Below are 17,553 nucleotides of genomic sequence, written 5' to 3'. Positions count from 1 at the left end.
GTTCATCCTGTGGCCCTCGGGTGGTAGGAAAGCTGGCGTTCGACGGGTGCCGCGGCGAAGTCCCCGGCTCCGTTGGCGACATCGCCCACGCCGAGGCGAATGCCCCGGGCGAGGCCGAAGCCCTTGAGCACGGCGCCGCGGGTGTCCGGGTCCGGCCCCTCGAAGTCGTCGCCCCCGGCGAGCGACACGCTCTGCGCCGCTACGGCGCCGATGATCTGGGAACCGCTGCCGAGCGTGCTGGAGCCGACGACCTCGGCTCCGTTGAGCACGCGGACACGGTCGCCGACCTGCAGATCGGTCCCGGGCCGGTTGGCCTTGAACTGCACACCGCCCGGTCCGAACGTGCATCCGTCACCGATGGTGATCCGGCCGCCGGCTTCCGCGAGGAGCAGGGTCGACGGGAAGAAGGTGTTGTCCCGTCCGATGGTGCAGGCGCCGCCGTCGCAGCGGACGATGACACCGGGGTAGAAGGTGTTGCCCGGCCCGATCTCGGCTTCCTTGGCGATCAAGGTCGAGCCGAGGTCGAAGAAGGTGTTCGTCTCCGCGAGTTCCGCCATTTCGGCGACGGTGCGGAATCCGTGGCGGCGGCGGTGCTCGTCGATCCGTTCGTGTGCCGTGGCATTCATCGGACGGCTGCCTGCCCGACGAGTTCGTACGAGTCCATGGGCCGCCCGGTCACGCTGCCCTGGCCCAGCATGTCGAAGACGTGGCTGGCGACGACGTTCGCGCTGAAGGGCGCCTCCGTCATCTTGCCCGGCAGGACGACCACGGCGTCGCCCGTCACCGGCAGCATCCGGACGTTCAGCGACCGGGCGCTGTTCGCGTCGGGCGCGTAGTCCACCTTGACGCAGGCGGTGCGCCGCGTCGCTTTCATGTCGGCCGCGGGGAAGCGCCGGCGGACGGCTTCCTCCAACCGGTCGGCCACGGCGGGGTCGACCTCGAACGTCGGTGCGTCGACGACGGTCGCGTCCTCGTTGAAGCCGATGATGCTCCATGCGCCGTGGTTGATCATCGCTGCCTGCTGCGCGGCCACCCCGAACACGGAGAGCGGGGCGACCCGGGGCAGCGTGACGAGGTGGCTGCGCCAGAGGCGGACCGGTGTCGGCGGCAGGCCGAGCTGGGCGCAGGCGCGCTCCGTCGAGTAGCCGGCGGCGCACACGACGAACCGGTGCTCCAGTGCGTGCGTCTCGCCGTGTGCGTGGAGGCGCAGCAAGCCGTCGGCCCGTCCGAGGATCTCGGCGCCGAGGAAGACCCGGACACCGCGGGTGCGCAGCTCGGACAACAGGCTGGCGGCCAGCATCCGCGTGTTGATCCCCGTGTCGTCGACCGAGAACGCGGCCTCGTCCCGTCCGATACTGACGTATCCGTCCAGCTGCTCGTACTGGGTCGGCGTCAGGGGGGTGTGCCCCACTTGCGCTTCCTCCCAGCGGCTCAGCGACTCGGCCAGCGAGGACTCCGGGACGATGGCGACGGCCTTGCCCTTCTCCACCTCCACGCACTCGGGGAACCGCCTCTGGATCTCCTCCCAGCCGAGGCGGCAGCGCTTCGCCACTGCCATGGCCTCACGGCGCTGGGGGATCGAGAGGGCGTGGTACGTGCCGGCGTGCAGCCATCCCTCGTTCCGGCTGCTCGTGCCCGCCAATGTCGCTTCGGCCTTCTCCACGATCGCCACCCGGTACCCGAGCCGCGACAGCCTGTCCGCGCACATCAGACCAGCAAACCCGGCACCGACCACGACGACGTCGAAGCGGAGCGTGGAATGCATATGGATTCCCCCAATGAATAGTCACAGAAGTCGATGCGGGCGCCACGGCCACTGGTCAGGCGGCAGGCGGCATCCACCACCGCGGAACGGCGGGAATTGAGCCAGGAAAACTTGGCACCGGAGCGCGCAGCCCGGGAAACCGTCATCGACGACATGATGAACAGAAGTTAACGTACAGGAAAGATCAAGGTTTCCAAACGATGAACGGCACATGCTGACCTCGACCTTCTCCGCAACCGCGCAGCAGCGGCCGGCCACCCGTCACATCACACGAGCAATCCCCACCCACAGGTCAGAACCGGCCGGAGAGCGTGGTAGCTTCACCATCCACACCGGCCCGTTCACCTCAATAAACGGAATTGGCAATTCAACTTTCTGGCTTGGATGGCGAATTCGCATAGGGCTGGCTTGAAGTGTCCGGACGGCGCGCACTCCGACCTTTTCGGGCGCCCCTGAGCCGGGACAGAATGAAGCGATTCAGGACATCAGTCGTTGTTGTCCGAATTTCGACAGGGGGAACTCATCCATGTCCGCTGACGGACACCTGCTCATCATCGGCAGCGGCACACGGGAATACCGGGAGCAGTTGTTCGAGTCGCTCGCAGACGACAACATCTGGCTCATATCGGACCAGGAGCCCACCTGGCAGAAGCAGTACACGGCCGGCCACACCACACTGCCCCGGCTGAACGCCGCCCAGGTGAGCACCAACCTCTCGTTCCTCCACGACTGCGTGCGCAGCCTCGCCTCCTCCGTCAGGATCCGCGGAGTCCTGACGTTCGAGGAGATGTTCCTGCCCGCCGCGAACCAGGTCGCGGAGATGCTGGGCCTGCCCTCGCTCGGCCGGGGAGTCGCGGAGAACTGCCGTGACAAGGAGCGGTCGCGGCGCCTGCTGACCGACGCGGGCCTGCGGCAGCCGCGCTTCGCCTTCGCCCCGACCGCGGACGCGGCGGAGGCGATCGGCGCGGACTTCGGCTATCCCGTGGTGCTCAAGCCGCGCGGCCTCGCGGGCAGTGTCGGCGTGGTTCTCGTCCGCAGCGCGCAGGAGATGGCGGCGGGATTCTCCGTGGCGGCCTCCGCCGCCCGCGACGGCGCGCAGCGGCACGGCGGCGGGGCCCTGGTGGAGGAGTTCCTCGTCGGTCCCGAGGTCGCGGTGGACAGCGCCATCGTGGACGGCGTGATCACGCCGCTGTTCCTCGTGCGCAAGCGCTTCGGCCCGGAACCCTTCTTCGAGGAGACCGGCCAGAGCATGGACGCGGCCGACCCTCTGCCGGCCGACGAAGCGCTCGTCTCCATGCTGCAGGCGGCACACAGCGCTCTCGGCATCCGCAACGGGATGACCCACACGGAGGTCCGGCTCACCGCGGACGGGCCTGTGATCGTCGAGGTCAACGGCCGTCTGGCGGGCGACTTCGTACCCCACCTCGCCAAGCTGGCCATGGGTCTGGACGCGGCGCGGATCGCCGCCGCGGTCGCCTGTGGAGAGCCTCTGCCGCTGGAGAGGACGCGCCGCCGCGCCGCCGCGCACCAGATCGCGTACGCCGACCGCGACGGGGTGTTCAACGGAATCTCACTGCCGATCCGGGCGGCGCACCCGAACCTCGTCGACACCGGCACCCTGCTCGCCCCCGGCACGGCCGTCGCGCTCCCACCCCGCGGTTACATGGCCCGCTGCGGTTACGTGCTCGTCTCCGCCGGGACGATGGAGGAGTGCGAACGGTCCCTGACGGCCGCCGTTGCCGACATGGCCGTGGACATCACTCCGGCCGACGGCCCCGAGGGCGGCCGGTAGGTTCGGCGCCCTTGCGGATCCCCCGCCCGCGGTGGCGGCGCGGGTCAGGCCGTCGGGGCCGGGGGCCATTCGTGGGCCAGGACCGCCCAGACCTCGGTGTCCTGGCGGATCCCGTGGTGGGGCTGGTTCTGCCGCAGGACGCCCTCGCGGGTCATGCCGAGGCGCTCGGCGACGGCGAGGCTCTTCTTGTTGGCGGAGGAGGCATACCACTCGGCGCGGTGCATGCCGCGCTCGTGGAAGGCCCAGTCGAGCAGCACGCGGCAGGCCTTGGTCACCAGGCCCCGGCCGGCGGAGGTCGGCTCCAGCCAGCAGCCGACCTCGCAGGTCCCGGTCCGGGCGTCGAAGGTGCGGAACAGGACGCCGCCGACGAGGGTGCCGCCGTCGCGGATGCCGTAGATGCGTCCGCCGTCGGCGGCCGTCTTCTGCGCGTAGTCGGACAGGAATCCGCGCGCCGTGTCGAGGTCCGTGACGACGTCCGCCAGGGCGATGTGCTCGCCGATGTACTCCCGGCCGCGGTCCATGTGGGCCAGGAACTCCTCCGCGTGCCAGGCCTCCAGGGAAAAGAGGTGGGCATCGTCGGCGAGGGGTATCGAGAACATGCGGCTACGTCCTTGGGTCTCGTGCGGCGGGTTGCCGGATCACCGGGAGGGCGCAGCGGGCTCGACGCCGTCCTCGCTCGTGGCGGCTTCCGCGCCGGTCCGCTGCGCGGGAAGTGTCGCATGCGGGAGGGAATCCGGCGGCTCAATACTGATCTTGGGCAGCACGCGGTCCAGCCAGGCGGGCAGCCACCAGTTGGCGCCGCCGAGCATGTGCATCAGCGCGGGGACGAGGAGGGTGCGCAGGACGAACGCGTCGAGTGCCACGGCAGCGGCGAGGGCGATGCCGAACATCGCGATGATCCGGTCGCCGCTGAGCACGAAGGCGAGGAAGACGGAGATCATGATGACCGCGGCCGAGTTGATGACCCGGCTGGTCTCGGCGAGGCCGACGCGGACGGCCCGCCGGTTGTCGCCGGTCTCCAGCCACTCCTCGTACATCCGGCTGACCAGGAAGACCTGGTAGTCCATGGAGAGTCCGAAGAGGACCGACACCATGATCACCGGCAGGAAGGGCTCGATGGGGCCGGCGCTGCCCAGGCCCATCGGCTCGCTCCCCCAGCCCCACTGGAAGATCGCGACGACGACGCCGAAGGAGGAGGCGACGGCGGCGACGTTCATGGCCGCGGCCTTGAGGGGGATCCCGATGGACCGGAAGGCCAGCAGGAGCAGGATGCAGCCGAGGGCGATGACCACCCCGACGAAGAGGGGCAGTTTGCCGACGATGACGTCGGCGAAGTCGTCGTAGCCGGCGGTCACGCCGCCGACGTGGACCTCCATGGTGCTGCCGTGCGCGGCGCGCGGGATGACGTCCTCGCGCAGCTCGGTGACGAGGTCGCTGGTGTCCCGGGACTGCGGGGACGAGTCGGGTATGACGGTCACCACGGCGGTGTCGCCGCTGCGGTTGAAGACCGCCGGTCCGGCGGAGGCGACGCCTTCGGCCGAGCGGAGCGACTCGGCCAGCTTCTCCACGGCGAGCCGGTCGCCGGCCCCGTCGAGGCGGGCGACGACCGAGAGCGGGCCGTTCACGCCGGGGCCGAAGCCTTCGGCGAGCAGGTCGTAGGCCTGCCGGGTGGTGGAGGTCTCCGGGTTGTTGCCCTGGTCGGAGGTGCCCAGGTGGAGCGAGAGGGTGGGCAGCGCCAGCCCTGCCATGACCAGGACGGCCACCAGGCCGAGGAGCTTGGGGTGCCGTTCGACGAAGGCGGACCAGCGGGCGGCGAACCCGGTGGGCAGCTCGGGCTGCGGGCCGTGCTCGGCGAGCCGGCGGCGCTCGCGGCGCGAGAGGGCGCGCATGCCGATGTACGACAGCAGGGAGGGCAGCAGTGTCACCGAGGCGGCGACGGTGAGGACCACGGTGAGGGAGGCGGCTATCGCGACGCCGCCCAGGAAGTTCAGCCGCAGGACCAGCATGCCGAGCAGGGCGATGCAGACGGTCGCGCCGGCGAAGACGACGGCCCGGCCGGTGGTGGCGACCGCCTGTTCGGCCGCCTCGTGGACGGCAACGCCCCGTTTGAGGGACTTGCGGTGCCGGGTGACGATGAACAGCGCGTAGTCGATGCCGACGCCGAGTCCGACGAGGGTGCCGAGCATGGGGGCGAAGTCGGCGACCGCCATGGCGTGCCCGAGCAGGGTGATGCCGAAGTAGGCGGTGCCGACGCTGACCAGGGCGGTCGCGATGGGAAGCGTGCTCGCGGCGAGCGAGCCGAAGGCGAGGAAGAGGACCAGGGCGGCGACGGCCACGCCGATGGCCTCGGCGAGGTGGGCCGTGGGCGCCTCGGTCAGGCCTATGGCCCGGCCGCCGAGCTCGACCCGCATGCCGTCCGCCTCGGTGGCCGCGTTCTTGGCGGCGTCGACGACGGCCTTGGCCTGCGCCTTGGGCACGGCGTCGGCCGGCCGGTCGAAGGACACCACGGCGTACGCGGTGCGCCCGTCGGCGCTGATCCGGGCGGCGTTCTCGGGGCCGGGGCCGTACGGGCCGGCGACCGATCCGACGCCGGGCAGCTCGGCGATGGCGGCGAGGGCCCGGGTCATGCGTTCCTCGACGGCGGGGGTGCGGGCCGTCTGGTGCGCGGGGGTCCGCCAGACCACGGTGTCGGTGTCGCCGCCCTGGCCGGGGAAGCCTTCGCGCAGGAGTGCGTGGGCCCGGCTGGACTCGGTGCCGGGGACCTCGTAGTCGTTGGAGAACGCCGTTCCGGCGGTGACGGCTGCCGTGGCGGTCCCGCCGAGGGCGAGCAGCCAGATCAGGACGGCCACCAGTCGGTGCCGCATGCACCACCGTGCGATTGCTGCCAAGGGACGTGCTCCCTGAGGGTTCGGATCTTTACCGGGAGGCCGCCCGACGCAAAGAACGCCGGAACTCGTGAAGGCACGGCCGAGGGCCCGGGAGGGTCGCTCCGGGCTCGGGCCGAGATGTTCTGCCACGTCACGATCGCAGCGTTTCGTGATCGTTGGCCCGTTTCGTGTGCATCGTCACAGCGCCGGCGGGAACCGGGCGGAGGTGCGCGGTGCGCGGTGCGGGTCAGCCGGCGGGCGGGCCGCCCGGTTCGTCGACGCGGTAGCCGGGGACGGAGGGCCAGCGGACCGTGAGGACCACCGACTCCTCCTCCGCGTACCAGGAATGGTCGACGCCCCGGCCCCAGACCACGTAGTCCCCCTGCTCGTCGAGGACGACGCTGCGGCCGGGGAAGTCCATCCGGAAGCGCCCGCTGATGAGGACCAGGAGGGCGGTGCGCTGCTCCCCGGCCGTCCATTGGGCCCGCTCGTCGCCCTTGGGGTGGACGCCCCACTTGATCTCCACGTCCTTGCTGTGGCGGGGGTCGGCGGGGTCCTTGAAGTGGCCGAGGAGCCAGCCTCGGTCGGCGGCGGCGTCGGGGGTGGCCTTGCCGGTGTGGATGTAGACGTCGGTCACGGGGTGAGGTTAATGCAGTTGCGCGGGCCTCCGGCCCGGTGGTCGGCTGCACCCGTGACGATGGATCATGGCGAACTGGTGCGGGTGCGGGCGGAGTACGACCGGGAGCTGCGGCGCGACGCGGCCCCGGACACGGCGCGGGCCCGGGTGGATCGGGCGGGTGCCGTCGTGCGGCAGACCGCGCCGGGGCGGGGATGGAACGGCGTGCTCTGGTCGGACCTCGACGAGGACACCGCGGACGCGGAGATCGCGGCGCAGGTGGCGTACTTCGCGGGTCGCGGGTCCGGGTTCGAGTGGAAGCTGTACGGCCATGACCGGCCGGCGGACCTCGGGGCGCGGCTGCGGGCGGCGGGCTTCGTGCCGGAGCCGGCCGAGACCGTGCTGGTGGGCCGGGTGGACGAGCTGGCCGCGCTGCCGGTCGAGCCGCCGGAGGGGATCACCCTGCGCGCGGTGGAGGACGAGGCCGGCGTGGAGCTGATGGTGGACGTCCACGCGAAGGCGTTCGGAACGCACCGGCCCGGCATCCGGGAGCTGCTGCTCACGCTGGTGCGGGACGAGCCAGAGACGGTGGCGGCGGTCGTGGCGATGGCCGGGGACACCCCGGTGAGCGCGGCCCGGATGGAGATGCGCCCCGGCTGCTCGTTCGCGGGCCTGTGGGGCGGCGGCACCCTCCCCGAGTGGCGGGGCAGGGGCCTCTACCGCCTGCTGGTCGCCCACCGGGCCCGGATCGCCGCGGAGCGCGGGATCCGCCGGCTCCACGTGGACGCGTCGGAGGACAGCCGCCCGATCCTCCAGCGCCTGGGCTTCGAGGTACTGGGCCGGACCGTCCCCTACACGTGGGAGCCCGGCGCCGCCCCCGCACAGCCCTGATCCCGCAGTCCCCGGGCACGCCCCCCTGGGCCCGCACAGCCCGCGGCCCGGCACGGCTCCCTGCCCGCGCAGCCGAGCACTCTGCGGAGGTGCGGCGACCGGGCCCGGCGATCGCCTGCGGACCGGTGGCGGCCGGTCGCGCAGTTCCCCGCGCCCCTGCGGGGCGTTGCCCGCAGCCACCGCGGTGCGAAAGGATCACGGCATGGAACGGATCTCCCCACCCCTGACCGGCGGCGAGCGCGAGACCCTGCGCGCCTACCTCGACTACCACCGCGCCACCCTCGCCTGGAAGTGCGAGGGGCTGACGGACGAGGAGCTGCGCCGCCCCTCGATGCCGCCGTCCACGCTGTCCCTGCTGGGCCTGGTCCGGCACATGGCCGAGGTCGAGCGGCAGTGGTTCCGGCGCACCCTGGCCGGCGAGGACCTCCCCCACGTCTGGTCCGACCGGCACGACTTCCAGGCCGCCTACGACGCCTCCGGCGCCACCCGCGAGGAGGCCTTCGCCGCCTGGGAGGCGGAGGTGGCGCACGCCCGGCGCATCGAGGCCGCCGCGGAGTCCCTCGATGTGACGGCGTACGTGAAGAGCTGGCAGAAGGAGGCTTCGCTGCGCCTGGTCATGCTGCACCTGATCCACGAGTACGCCCGGCACAACGGCCACGCCGACTTCCTGCGGGAGGCCGTCGACGGGGCGACCGGCGCCTGACGCCCCGTCCGGCCCGGTCCACCCACCCCAACCCCTATAGTTAGGGCAGCCTAACCTAATCGCCTTGGGGAAGAGTGTGAGCCTGTGACCGACGCGGACGACTTCGAGCTGTACCGGGACGACTGGGGCATCCCCCACCTGCGCGCCCCCGACGCCCTCCGCCTCGCCTACGCCCAGGGCCGAGCCACCGCCCTGGACCGGGCCTGGCAGCTGGAGGTCGAGCGCCACCGCTCCCAGGGCTCCAGCGCCGCGTTCCTCGGCCCGGAGTCCGTCGCCTGGGACCGGTTCGCCCGGCAGAGCCGCCTCGACGACACGGCCCGCCGCTGCCACGAGGCACTCGACCCGGAGACCGCCGCCTGGGTCGGGGCGTACGTCGACGGCGTCAACGACGGCCTGGCCGCCGGGGCCGCCCGCGACGAGCGCTTCGCCCGCACCGGCCACACCCCCGCGCCCTGGGAGCCGTGGGTCCCGCTCGGCATCTGGATCGCCACCCACATCCTGTTCGCCGGCTTCGCCACCAAGCTGTGGCGCGAGCGCGCGGCGAGCGCCCTGGGGCCGGAGGCGGCCACCCTCTTCGCCACCGACGGCCCCGGCACCGCCGGCAGCAACGGCTGGCTCGTCCCGGGCGACCGCACGGCCACCGGCGCGGCGATCATCGCGGGCGACCCGCACCGCTTCATCGAGGACCCGGGCGTCTACCAGCAGATCCGCCTGTCCTGCCCCGAGTACGACGTCCTCGGCCTCGCGGTCCCCGGCATCCCCGGCCTGGCCCACTTCGGCCACACCGGAAGCGCCGCCTGGGCGATCACCAACGCCATGGCCGACTACCAGGACCTGTACGTCGAGCGGCTGCGCACCGCCGCGGACGGCGTGTCCGTGGAGGCGCTGGGCCCCGACGGCGCCTGGGAGCCCGTCCACCGGCACACCGAGACCATCGCCGTCGCCGGAGCCGATCCCGTCGAGGTGGAGGTCCTGGAGACCGCCCGCGGCCCGGTCGTCACCCGCGAGGAGACCGCGGACCGGACGCTCTCGCTGCGCTACCCGCCGCGGGTCCGCCGCGACCTCGGCTTCGCCGTCCTGCCGGCCCTGCTGCGCGCCCGTACCGTCGCCGACATCGACCGGGCCCTCGACGGCTGGGCCGAGCCCGTGAACGTCGTCCACGCCGCCGACACCGGGGGCGGCCTGCTGCACCGCGTCGCCGGCGCGGTCCCGCTGCGCGACCCGGCCAACCGGCTGCGCCCCGTGCCCGCCTGGGACGCCCGGTACGCCTGGCAGGGCTGGGCCGAGACCCCGGCCGAGCCGGTGGAGGGCTTCGCCGTCATGGCGAACGCCCGCGGCATCGCCTCGCCGCTCGGCGTGGAGTTCGCGCCCCCGCACCGCGCCGACCGGATCCGCGCGCTGCTGTCCGGCTCGGCGGACTGGTCCCCGAAGGCGATGGCGGACGTGCACCGCGACACCTACCTGGGCTCGGCCGGGCCGCTGCTCGCCCTGCTGCCCGCCCTGGAGGGGCTGTCCCCGGCCGCGGAGGCGCTGCGTACCCGGCTGCTGGCCTGGGACCGGCATATGGAGGCGGAGAGCACGGACGCGACCGTCTTCTCCGCGCTGCGGACGGCCACCGTGCGCCGCTTCGCCGCCGACCCCGCCCTCACCGCCCTGGCGGGCGCCCCGACCGGCCCCGAGGTGTTCCACCCCTGGCTGTACCTGGTCCCCCGGGTCGGCTACGCCCTCGAAGGCCTGCTGGCCACGGAGCTGCTGCCGGACCTGGACCGGGCGGCGCACGTACGGGCCGCCCTGGAGGAGACGGCCGCGGCCGGCGCCCCCGACGTCCCGTGGTCGCAGGTGCACCGCCTCGCGCCCTGGTCGGCGCTGCCGGACCCGGACGCCGAGTGGCCGGGCCTCGGCGGCGACCACGACTGCGTGAACGCCACCTCCTCCGTCCCCGGCTTCACCGACCTGACCGCCCGCGCGTCCGCGGCACGCTACGTGTGGGACCTCGGCCGCCGCGAGGACAGCCTCTGGGCGGTCCCGCTCGGCGCGGACGGCGTCGCCGGCAGCGCCCACCACCGCGACCAGCTCGCGCTGTGGGCGCGGTGCGAACTCGTCCCCGTCGTCACCGACTGGGCCCGGCTCACCAAGGAGTCCGTATGACCGGCCCCGCCGCCGGCCCCCGGCAGCCCGTGTTCACCCGTGCCGTCGAGGGCTTCGGCACGGTGACCTTCACGCCGGTCGACCCGGCCGCCGACGCCGCGCTGATCCACGGCTGGGTGAGCCAGGAGCGGGCCCGCTTCTGGGGCATGACCGAGGCGGGCCCGGACCTCGTCCGGGAGATCTACGAGGACGTCGACCGCCGCACCACGCACCACGCGTTCATCGCGCGCCGCGACGGGGTGCCGGCCGCACTCTTCCAGTCGTACGCGTGCGCGGCGGACCGGGTCTCCGAGTGCTACGAGGTGCAGCCCGGCGACACCGGCGTGCACATGCTGCTGGCCCCGGCGCAGGCCGGGGCCGAGCGCGGCTTCAGCGCCCGGCTCATCGACGTCTTCCTGGACTTCCTCCGCTCGGACGGCACCACGCGCCGGATCGTCGCCGAGCCGGACGCCCGCAACGCCAAGGCGATCGCCCGGCTGGAGCGCAGCGGCTTCGTCCTCGGCCCGGAGGTGGAGCTGCCGGAGATCGACCTGCCCGAGGTCTTCATCCCGGCGAAGCACGCCCGGCTGGCCTTCCTCGGCGGCGGGCCCGTACCGGGAGGCCGGTGACCGGGAGGAAAGAACCGAACGGCCCGCTCCCCTTCCGGGGTGCGGGCCGTTCGTGTGCTGCGGAGCCGTACGGCGCCGGGCAGCCGGGCCGGCTCTCGGAGACCGGGCCTACTCGGAGACGCCCAGCTTCTCCAGGATGAGCTCCTTGACGCGGGCCGCGTCGGCCTGGCCGCGGGTGGCCTTCATGACCGCGCCGACCAGGGCGCCGACGGCGGCGACCTTGCCGCCGCGGATCTTGTCGGCGATGGCCGCGTTGCCGGCGATGGCCTCGTCCACGGCCGTGCCGAGCGCGCCCTCGTCGGAGACGACCTTCAGGCCGCGCTTCTCGACGACCTCGTCCGGGGTGCCCTCGCCGGCGAGGACGCCCTCGATGACCTGGCGGGCCAGCTTGTCGTTGAGCGAGCCGTCCGCGACGAGCGCGGCCACCCGCGCCACCTGGGCCGGGGTGATCGGCAGCTCGTCGACGGAGATGCCCTGCTCGTTGGCGTTGCGGGCCAGCTCGCCCATCCACCACTTGCGGGCGGCGGCCGAGTCGGCGCCCTCCTCGATGGTGGCGACGATGGAGTCCACCGCGCCCGCGTTGAGGATGGACTGCATGTCGTGCTCGTTGACGCCCCACTCCTCGCGGAGGCGGTTGCGGCGCACGCGCGGCATCTCGGGCAGGGTCGCGCGCAGTTCCTCGACCCATGCGCGGGCCGGGGCCACGGGGACGAGGTCGGGCTCCGGGAAGTACCGGTAGTCCTCGGCGTTGTCCTTGATGCGGCCGGAGGTGGTGGAGCCGTCCTCCTCGTGGAAGTGACGGGTCTCCTGCACGATGGCGCCGCCGGACGACAGGACGGCCGCGTGCCGCTGGATCTCGAAGCGCGCCGCGCGCTCGACGGAGCGCAGCGAGTTGACGTTCTTCGTCTCCGAGCGGGTGCCGAACTCCTTCGTCCCGTTCGGGCGCAGCGACAGGTTCACGTCGCAGCGCATCTGGCCCTTGTCCATGCGGGCCTCGGAGACGCCGAGGGCCTTGATGACCTCGCGGAGCTCGGCCACGTACGCCTTGGCGACCTCGGGGGCCCGGGCGCCGGCGCCCTCGATCGGCTTGGTGACGATCTCGATGAGCGGGATGCCGGCGCGGTTGTAGTCCAGCAGGGAGTGGGAGGCGCCGTGGATACGGCCGGTGGCACCGCCGACGTGCAGCGACTTGCCGGTGTCCTCCTCCATGTGGGCGCGCTCGATCTCCACGCGGAAGACCTCGCCGTCCTCCAGCTGGACGTCCAGGTAGCCGTTGAAGGCGATCGGCTCGTCGTACTGAGAGGTCTGGAAGTTCTTCGGCATGTCCGGATAGAAGTAGTTCTTCCGGGCGAAGCGGCACCATTCGGCGATCTCGCAGTTCAGCGCGAGGCCGATCTTGATCGCGGACTCGACGCCGGTCGCGTTGACCACCGGGAGCGAGCCGGGCAGGCCGAGACAGGTCGGGCAGGTCTGCGAGTTGGGCTCGGCGCCCAGCTCGGTGGAGCAGCCGCAGAACATCTTGGTCCTGGTGCCGAGCTCGACATGGACCTCCAGGCCCATGACGGGGTCGTACGACGCGAGGGCGTCCTCGTACGACAGCAGTTCGGTGACGGTCACAGTGAAAACTTCCCTCTCAGCCCAGCAGGACGTCGTCGTCGCCGAAGCGCTTCAGCTCGCGGTACAGGATCGCGAGACCGGTGACGATGGCGGCGGCGGACACAACGGCGTCGACCAGCTGGAGCGTGTCCTGCTCCGTGCGGGCCCTCTTGGCCTGCTTGATCACGCTGATGGCACCGAAAGCGGTGGTCGCGATCGACAGGTACGTACCGGACTTCGACTTCTTGAAGCCCTTGGCCTTGGACAGTGCGCTCACAGGGACGGAGCCTCCTCAAGCAGGGGGTGGCCCCAGCGCTCGACGAAGGCGGCCTCGACGGCGGCACCGACCTTGTACAGGCGGTCGTCCTTCATCGCAGGGGCGATGATCTGCAGTCCGACCGGGAGGCCGTCCTCCGGCGCCAGGCCGCACGGGAGCGACATGGCGGCGTTGCCGGCCAGGTTGGTCGGGATGGTGCACAGGTCCGCGAGGTACATCGCGAGCGGGTCGTCGCTGCGCTCGCCGATCGCGAAGGCGGTGGTCGGGGTCGTCGGGGAGACGATCACGTCGACCTGCTCGAAGGACTTCTCGAAGTCCCGGGTGATCAGCGTGCGGACCTTCTGGGCCGAGCCGTAGTAGGCGTCGTAGTAGCCGGAGCTGAGGGCGTACGTGCCGAGGATGACGCGGCGCTTGACCTCGTCGCCGAAGCCGGCGTCGCGGGTGAGCGCGGTGACCTCCTCGGCGGACTTCGTGCCGTCGTCGCCGACGCGCAGGCCGTAGCGCATGGCGTCGAAGCGGGCCAGGTTCGAGGAGCACTCGGACGGCGCGATCAGGTAGTACGCGGCCATCGCGAGGTCGAAGGACGGGCAGTCCAGCTCGACGATCTCGGCACCGAGCTCCTTGAGCAGCTCGACGGACTCGTCGAAGCGCTGCACGACGCCGGCCTGGTAGCCCTCGCCGCGGAACTGCTTGACAACGCCGATGCGCAGGCCGGCGACGGAGCCGTTGCGGGCCGCCTCGACGACCGGCGGGACCGGGGCGTCGATGGAGGTGGAGTCCAGCGGGTCGTGGCCGGCGATGACCTCGTGCAGCAGGGCCGCGTCCAGGACCGTACGGGCGCACGGGCCACCCTGGTCGAGGGAGGAGGAGAAGGCGACCATGCCGTAGCGGGAGACGCCGCCGTACGTGGGCTTCACGCCGACGGTGCCGGTGACGGAGGCGGGCTGGCGGATGGAGCCGCCGGTGTCCGTGCCGATCGCCAGCGGCGCCTGGAAGGCGGCCAGCGCGGCCGCGGAGCCGCCGCCGGAGCCGCCCGGGATGCGGGTGAGGTCCCACGGGTTGGAGGTGGGGCCGTAGGCGCTGTTCTCGGTGGAGGAGCCCATGGCGAACTCGTCCATGTTGGTCTTGCCGAGGATGACGACGTCGGCTTCCTTCAGCTTGCGCGTCAGGGTGGCGTCGTACGGCGGGATCCAGCCTTCGAGGATCTTCGAACCGACGGTGGTCGGGACCCCGACGGTGGTGAAGATGTCCTTGAGGGCCAGCGGGACGCCGGCCAGCGGGCCGAGCTTCTCGCCGCGCTCGCGCTTGGCGTCGACGGCACGGGCCTGGGCCAGGGCGCCCTCGCGGTCGACGTGCAGGAAGGCGTGGACCTTCTCGTCGGTCGCGTCGATGCGGGCCAGGTGGGCCTCGGTGACCTCGACGGCCGTGAGCTCGCCGGAGGCGATCTTCTCGGCGGTCTCGGCGGCCGTCAGCTTGATGATGTTGGTGTCAGCCATGGTGATTAGTCCTCCCCCAGGATCTGCGGCACCTTGAAACGCTGCTGCTCCTGGGCGGGGGCGCCGGAGAGCGCCTGCGCGGGGGTGAGCGACGGTCGGACCTCGTCCGCGCGCATGACGTTGGTCAGCGGCAGCGGGTGCGAGGTCGGCGGGACGTCTTGGTCGGCGACCTCGGACACGCGGGCGACCGCGCCGATGATGTCGTCGAGCTGTCCGGCGAAGTGAACGAGCTCTTCGTCGGACAGTTCCATACGTGCCAGCCGAGCGAGGTGGGCGACCTCCTCGCGCGAAATGCCAGGCATGCAGCGATCCTCTGGGGGTGGTGAGTGAGTGGTTTCGTGCCCAATCCTATGGGGCCGGGCCCCTGAGCCACGAAACCCTTTCCCGCCCGGGACGGCCGCGAGCCCCCGGCGGCGTGGTTCCGCCACCGGGGGCCAAGGGATCGGAGCCGCGCGGCCGGGCCTGCGGGGCCGGGGCTGCGGGGCTACGGGGCCGGGGACTCCGCCTTGGCCGGGGCCGACGAGAGCTCCCGCGTGATGTCCGCGGGGCGTCGCCAGCCGCGCTCGCCGCGGGCCAGCAGCCAGGCCGTGGCCTCCTGCGGGGGCATGGCCGCCGCGACCAGCCAGCCCTGGACGGCGTCGCAGCCCAGGTCGCGCAGCCGCTCCCAGGTCTCGTCGTCCTCGACGCCCTCGGCGACCACGAGCAGGCCCAGGGAGTGGGCGAGGTCCACGGTGCAGCGCACGATCTCCGCGTCCTGGGCGTCGACCGCGAGCCGCGCCACGAAGGAGCGGTCGATCTTCAGCTCGCTGACCGGGAGCCGGCGCAGGTGGACCAGGGAGGAGTAGCCGGTGCCGAAGTCGTCCAGGGACATCTTCACGCCGTGGCCGGTCAGGCCCGCCATGGTGTCCGCGGCCCGCTGCGGGTCCTCCAGCAGCACGTGCTCCGTTATCTCCAGCTGCAGGCCGCTCGCCGGCACGCCGTGCCGGGCGAGCCGGGCCGCGACGGCGCCCGCGAAGCCGGGGGTGTGGACGTCGCGGGGCGAGACGTTGACCGCCACCGGGACCTTCAGGCCCTGCTTCCGCCACCGGGCCACCTGGGCGAGGGCGGTCTCCAGCACGTACTCGGTGAGGTGGGGCATCAGCCCCGAGGTCTCGGCGATCGCGATGAACTCGTCCGGGGAGACCCGCCCGCGCTCCGGGTGCACCCAGCGGACCAGCGCCTCCAGCCCGGCCACCTGCCCGTCGAAGCGGACCTTGGGCTGGTAGTGGAGCTCCACCTCGCCGGCGTCGAGGGCGCGGCGCAGGTCGCCGAGGAGGCCGAGCCGGTCGGGGGTGTTGCTGTCGCGCTTGGACTCGTACACCTCGACGCCCGTGCGGTCCCGCTTCGCCTGGTACATGGCCACGTCGGCGCGGCGCAGCAGCCCCTCCGCGTCCAGCGCGTGGTCGGGGAAGACGGCGAGGCCGGCGCTGGCCTCCAGGACGAGGGTGAGGCCGTCCAGGTCGAGCGGGGAGCTGAGCTCGGCGACCAGGTGGCGGGCGACCCGCTGGGCGCTGGTGGTGGAGTCGGCGACGGGCAGGAGGACGGCGAACTCGTCGCCGCCGAGCCGCGCGGCCTCGGCCTCCTCGGGCAGGGCCTGCCGCAGCCGGTCGGCGATCTGGAGCAGCAGCCGGTCGCCCGCGAGGTGGCCGAGGGTGTCGTTGACCGCCCGGAACCGGTCCAGGTCGATCAGGACGAGGGCCGACCGCGTGCCCAGGCGTTCGGCCTCGTCCAGTGCGGACCAGGCCCGCTCCAGCAGCCACTGCCGGTTCGGCAGCCCGGTCAGCGGGTCCCGCAGCTGCTCCTCGGCGCGGGCCCGGGCGATCCACAGGGTGGAGTCCAAGGCGATCAGCGGTACGGCGAACAGCGGCAGCAGCACCGGCTGTGCGACGGCCACCACGCAGATCAGCGGGGCGATGCCGAGCAGTGCGACGGCGACTAAGGCCTGCCGGAGCAGCGCCGCACGGGCCGCGGTGCGCAGGCCCCCGGCACGCGGCGCCTGCGCGAGCCACAGCAGCAGCCGGCTGGCCAGCAGGTAGGACACGGCGACCAGGGCGACCTCGGGGGCGGCCTCCAGCCCCCAGCCGGTGGGCCGCCAGGGCGATTCGACGGTGGGCGCCTCCCCGAAGGCGGCGAGGACGAGGGCCCCCGCGCCGATGCCGAGGATGTCGGCGGCGCCGTGCAGCAGCCCCTGTCGCCAGCGGTGCCGGCGCGCGGCCCCGACCAGGGTGACCACGGCGAGGGAGACGAGCCCGGCGGGCACCCAGCCGTAGAGGAGGAGCACGCCGAGGGTGAGGGCCGCGCCGGATCCGGTGCCGCCCCACCAGCGGTCCCGGCCGAGGGCGACCAGGTGGCCGACGATGATGCCGGTCAGCAGGGCGAGCGCCCAGCCGACCGTGCCGCCGGGGAACAGGGCGTGACGGCCGGTCAGGGTGGAGGCGATGCCCGCCACGAGGACCGCGGCGGCCAGGCCCACGACGGTGAAGGGCAGCACGGTGCGCTGCTTCGCCCCGCCCGGACCCGGTCCGGTGTCGAGCGGGTGCCGGTCCCGTGTCCCGGCACGCGGGACCCCGGGCCGGCCCGTCCGCATGGGCGGGATCTCCCCGCCGGAATCAGGTGACGGGTCGGCGCTTTCGGTGGGTTTCATGCCCGTCCCTCTCACAGCCGGCACTGCCGATGCCACGCGATGGCCCCGATGACATGCCATCACGGCTGGATTCGCATCACGCAGCCGTGCGCGACAGGCGCACCCCTCAAC

15 protein-coding genes are annotated in these 17,553 nt (G+C 72.7%); 5 read left to right on the top strand and 10 right to left on the bottom strand.

Translation table 11 applies throughout. The features are described 5' to 3' along the window. Positions 1-2: 2 nt before the first annotated feature. The gene (locus ACIQUT_RS29825) at positions 3-626 is read right to left on the bottom strand and encodes a hypothetical protein (RefSeq protein WP_403567293.1); all 624 of its coding nucleotides are present in this window, start codon (positions 624-626) and stop codon (positions 3-5) included. Then, positions 623-1,765, bottom strand: coding sequence for an FAD-dependent oxidoreductase (locus tag ACIQUT_RS29820; protein WP_403567291.1), 1,143 nt, complete (start codon positions 1,763-1,765; stop codon positions 623-625). The genes ACIQUT_RS29825 and ACIQUT_RS29820 overlap by 4 nt, the downstream gene beginning before the upstream one ends. 526 nt (positions 1,766-2,291) lie before the next feature. Here ACIQUT_RS29820 and ACIQUT_RS29815 point away from each other — a divergent pair. Further along, complete coding sequence (locus ACIQUT_RS29815; protein WP_403567289.1) at positions 2,292-3,557, top strand: ATP-grasp domain-containing protein; 1,266 nt, start codon at positions 2,292-2,294, stop codon at positions 3,555-3,557. Positions 3,558-3,601: 44 nt separating this feature from the next. Here the strand turns inward: ACIQUT_RS29815 and ACIQUT_RS29810 are convergent, their stop codons facing one another. From ACIQUT_RS29810 to ACIQUT_RS29800, 3 genes are all read right to left on the bottom strand, one after another. Continuing rightward, a complete protein-coding gene (locus ACIQUT_RS29810; RefSeq protein ID WP_403567287.1) occupies positions 3,602-4,156 on the bottom strand; it encodes a GNAT family N-acetyltransferase in 555 nt (184 codons plus the stop codon). Between the two features lie 39 nt (positions 4,157-4,195). Beyond that, complete coding sequence (locus tag ACIQUT_RS29805; RefSeq protein ID WP_403567285.1) at positions 4,196-6,445, bottom strand: MMPL family transporter; 2,250 nt, start codon at positions 6,443-6,445, stop codon at positions 4,196-4,198. Positions 6,446-6,671: 226 nt separating this feature from the next. Next, positions 6,672-7,061, bottom strand: a complete 390-nt coding sequence (locus ACIQUT_RS29800; protein ID WP_403567282.1) for a signal peptidase I — start codon at positions 7,059-7,061, stop codon at positions 6,672-6,674. Positions 7,062-7,121: 60 nt separating this feature from the next. On the opposite strand from ACIQUT_RS29800, the gene ACIQUT_RS29795 reads away from it, so the two are divergent. From ACIQUT_RS29795 to ACIQUT_RS29780, 4 genes are all read left to right on the top strand, one after another. Continuing rightward, complete coding sequence (locus ACIQUT_RS29795; RefSeq protein WP_403567377.1) at positions 7,122-7,931, top strand: GNAT family N-acetyltransferase; 810 nt, start codon at positions 7,122-7,124, stop codon at positions 7,929-7,931. A gap of 202 nt (positions 7,932-8,133) precedes the next feature. Further along, positions 8,134-8,634: a DinB family protein gene (locus ACIQUT_RS29790; protein WP_403567280.1), complete on the top strand. Its 501-nt coding sequence runs from the start codon at positions 8,134-8,136 to the stop codon at positions 8,632-8,634. Positions 8,635-8,718: 84 nt separating this feature from the next. Further along, positions 8,719-10,782, top strand: coding sequence for a penicillin acylase family protein (locus ACIQUT_RS29785; protein ID WP_403567278.1), 2,064 nt, complete (start codon positions 8,719-8,721; stop codon positions 10,780-10,782). After that, positions 10,779-11,390, top strand: coding sequence for a GNAT family N-acetyltransferase (locus tag ACIQUT_RS29780; protein WP_403567276.1), 612 nt, complete (start codon positions 10,779-10,781; stop codon positions 11,388-11,390). Before ACIQUT_RS29785 ends, ACIQUT_RS29780 begins: the two co-directional genes overlap by 4 nt. Before the next feature lie 108 nt (positions 11,391-11,498). Here the strand turns inward: ACIQUT_RS29780 and gatB are convergent, their stop codons facing one another. From gatB to ACIQUT_RS29755, 5 genes are all read right to left on the bottom strand, one after another. Further along, a complete protein-coding gene (gene gatB / locus ACIQUT_RS29775; RefSeq protein WP_403567375.1) occupies positions 11,499-12,950 on the bottom strand; it encodes an Asp-tRNA(Asn)/Glu-tRNA(Gln) amidotransferase subunit GatB in 1,452 nt (483 codons plus the stop codon). A gap of 73 nt (positions 12,951-13,023) precedes the next feature. Further along, positions 13,024-13,263: a hypothetical protein gene (locus tag ACIQUT_RS29770; RefSeq protein WP_403567274.1), complete on the bottom strand. Its 240-nt coding sequence runs from the start codon at positions 13,261-13,263 to the stop codon at positions 13,024-13,026. Then, entirely contained in the window at positions 13,260-14,759 is a 1,500-nt protein-coding gene (gene gatA / locus ACIQUT_RS29765) for an Asp-tRNA(Asn)/Glu-tRNA(Gln) amidotransferase subunit GatA (protein ID WP_403567273.1), read from the bottom strand. The genes ACIQUT_RS29770 and gatA overlap by 4 nt, the downstream gene beginning before the upstream one ends. Before the next feature lie 5 nt (positions 14,760-14,764). Beyond that, on the bottom strand, positions 14,765-15,061 hold the full coding sequence (gene gatC, locus ACIQUT_RS29760; RefSeq protein ID WP_403567271.1) for an Asp-tRNA(Asn)/Glu-tRNA(Gln) amidotransferase subunit GatC: 297 nt from the start codon (positions 15,059-15,061) through the stop codon (positions 14,765-14,767). Positions 15,062-15,243: 182 nt separating this feature from the next. Next, positions 15,244-17,442, bottom strand: a complete 2,199-nt coding sequence (locus ACIQUT_RS29755) for a putative bifunctional diguanylate cyclase/phosphodiesterase (protein WP_403567270.1) — start codon at positions 17,440-17,442, stop codon at positions 15,244-15,246. Positions 17,443-17,553 lie beyond the last annotated feature (111 nt).

This window comes from Streptomyces sp. NPDC090445 (genome assembly GCF_044769385.1).
Classification (GTDB): Bacteria; Actinomycetota; Actinomycetes; order Streptomycetales; family Streptomycetaceae; genus Streptomyces.
The sequence above is the reverse complement of the archived record's forward strand: the minus strand, read 5'-3'. Positions and strand labels throughout refer to the sequence as shown.

What these genes read in the sequence shown, in the direction of transcription:
- gatC (WP_403567271.1), bottom strand. Translation starts at nt 15,061, where the DNA reads ATGCCTGGCATTTCGCGCGAGGAGGTCGCCCACCTCGCTCGGCTGGCA.
- ACIQUT_RS29815 (WP_403567289.1), top strand. Translation starts at nt 2,292, where the DNA reads ATGTCCGCTGACGGACACCTGCTCATCATCGGCAGCGGCACACGGGAA.
- ACIQUT_RS29820 (WP_403567291.1), bottom strand. Translation starts at nt 1,765, where the DNA reads ATGCATTCCACGCTCCGCTTCGACGTCGTCGTGGTCGGTGCCGGGTTT.
- ACIQUT_RS29795 (WP_403567377.1), top strand. Translation starts at nt 7,122, where the DNA reads ATGGATCATGGCGAACTGGTGCGGGTGCGGGCGGAGTACGACCGGGAG.
- ACIQUT_RS29790 (WP_403567280.1), top strand. Translation starts at nt 8,134, where the DNA reads ATGGAACGGATCTCCCCACCCCTGACCGGCGGCGAGCGCGAGACCCTG.
- gatB (WP_403567375.1), bottom strand. Translation starts at nt 12,950, where the DNA reads ATGGGCCTGGAGGTCCATGTCGAGCTCGGCACCAGGACCAAGATGTTC.
- ACIQUT_RS29755 (WP_403567270.1), bottom strand. Translation starts at nt 17,442, where the DNA reads ATGAAACCCACCGAAAGCGCCGACCCGTCACCTGATTCCGGCGGGGAG.
- ACIQUT_RS29780 (WP_403567276.1), top strand. Translation starts at nt 10,779, where the DNA reads ATGACCGGCCCCGCCGCCGGCCCCCGGCAGCCCGTGTTCACCCGTGCC.
- ACIQUT_RS29825 (WP_403567293.1), bottom strand. Translation starts at nt 626, where the DNA reads ATGAATGCCACGGCACACGAACGGATCGACGAGCACCGCCGCCGCCAC.
- gatA (WP_403567273.1), bottom strand. Translation starts at nt 14,759, where the DNA reads ATGGCTGACACCAACATCATCAAGCTGACGGCCGCCGAGACCGCCGAG.
- ACIQUT_RS29810 (WP_403567287.1), bottom strand. Translation starts at nt 4,156, where the DNA reads ATGTTCTCGATACCCCTCGCCGACGATGCCCACCTCTTTTCCCTGGAG.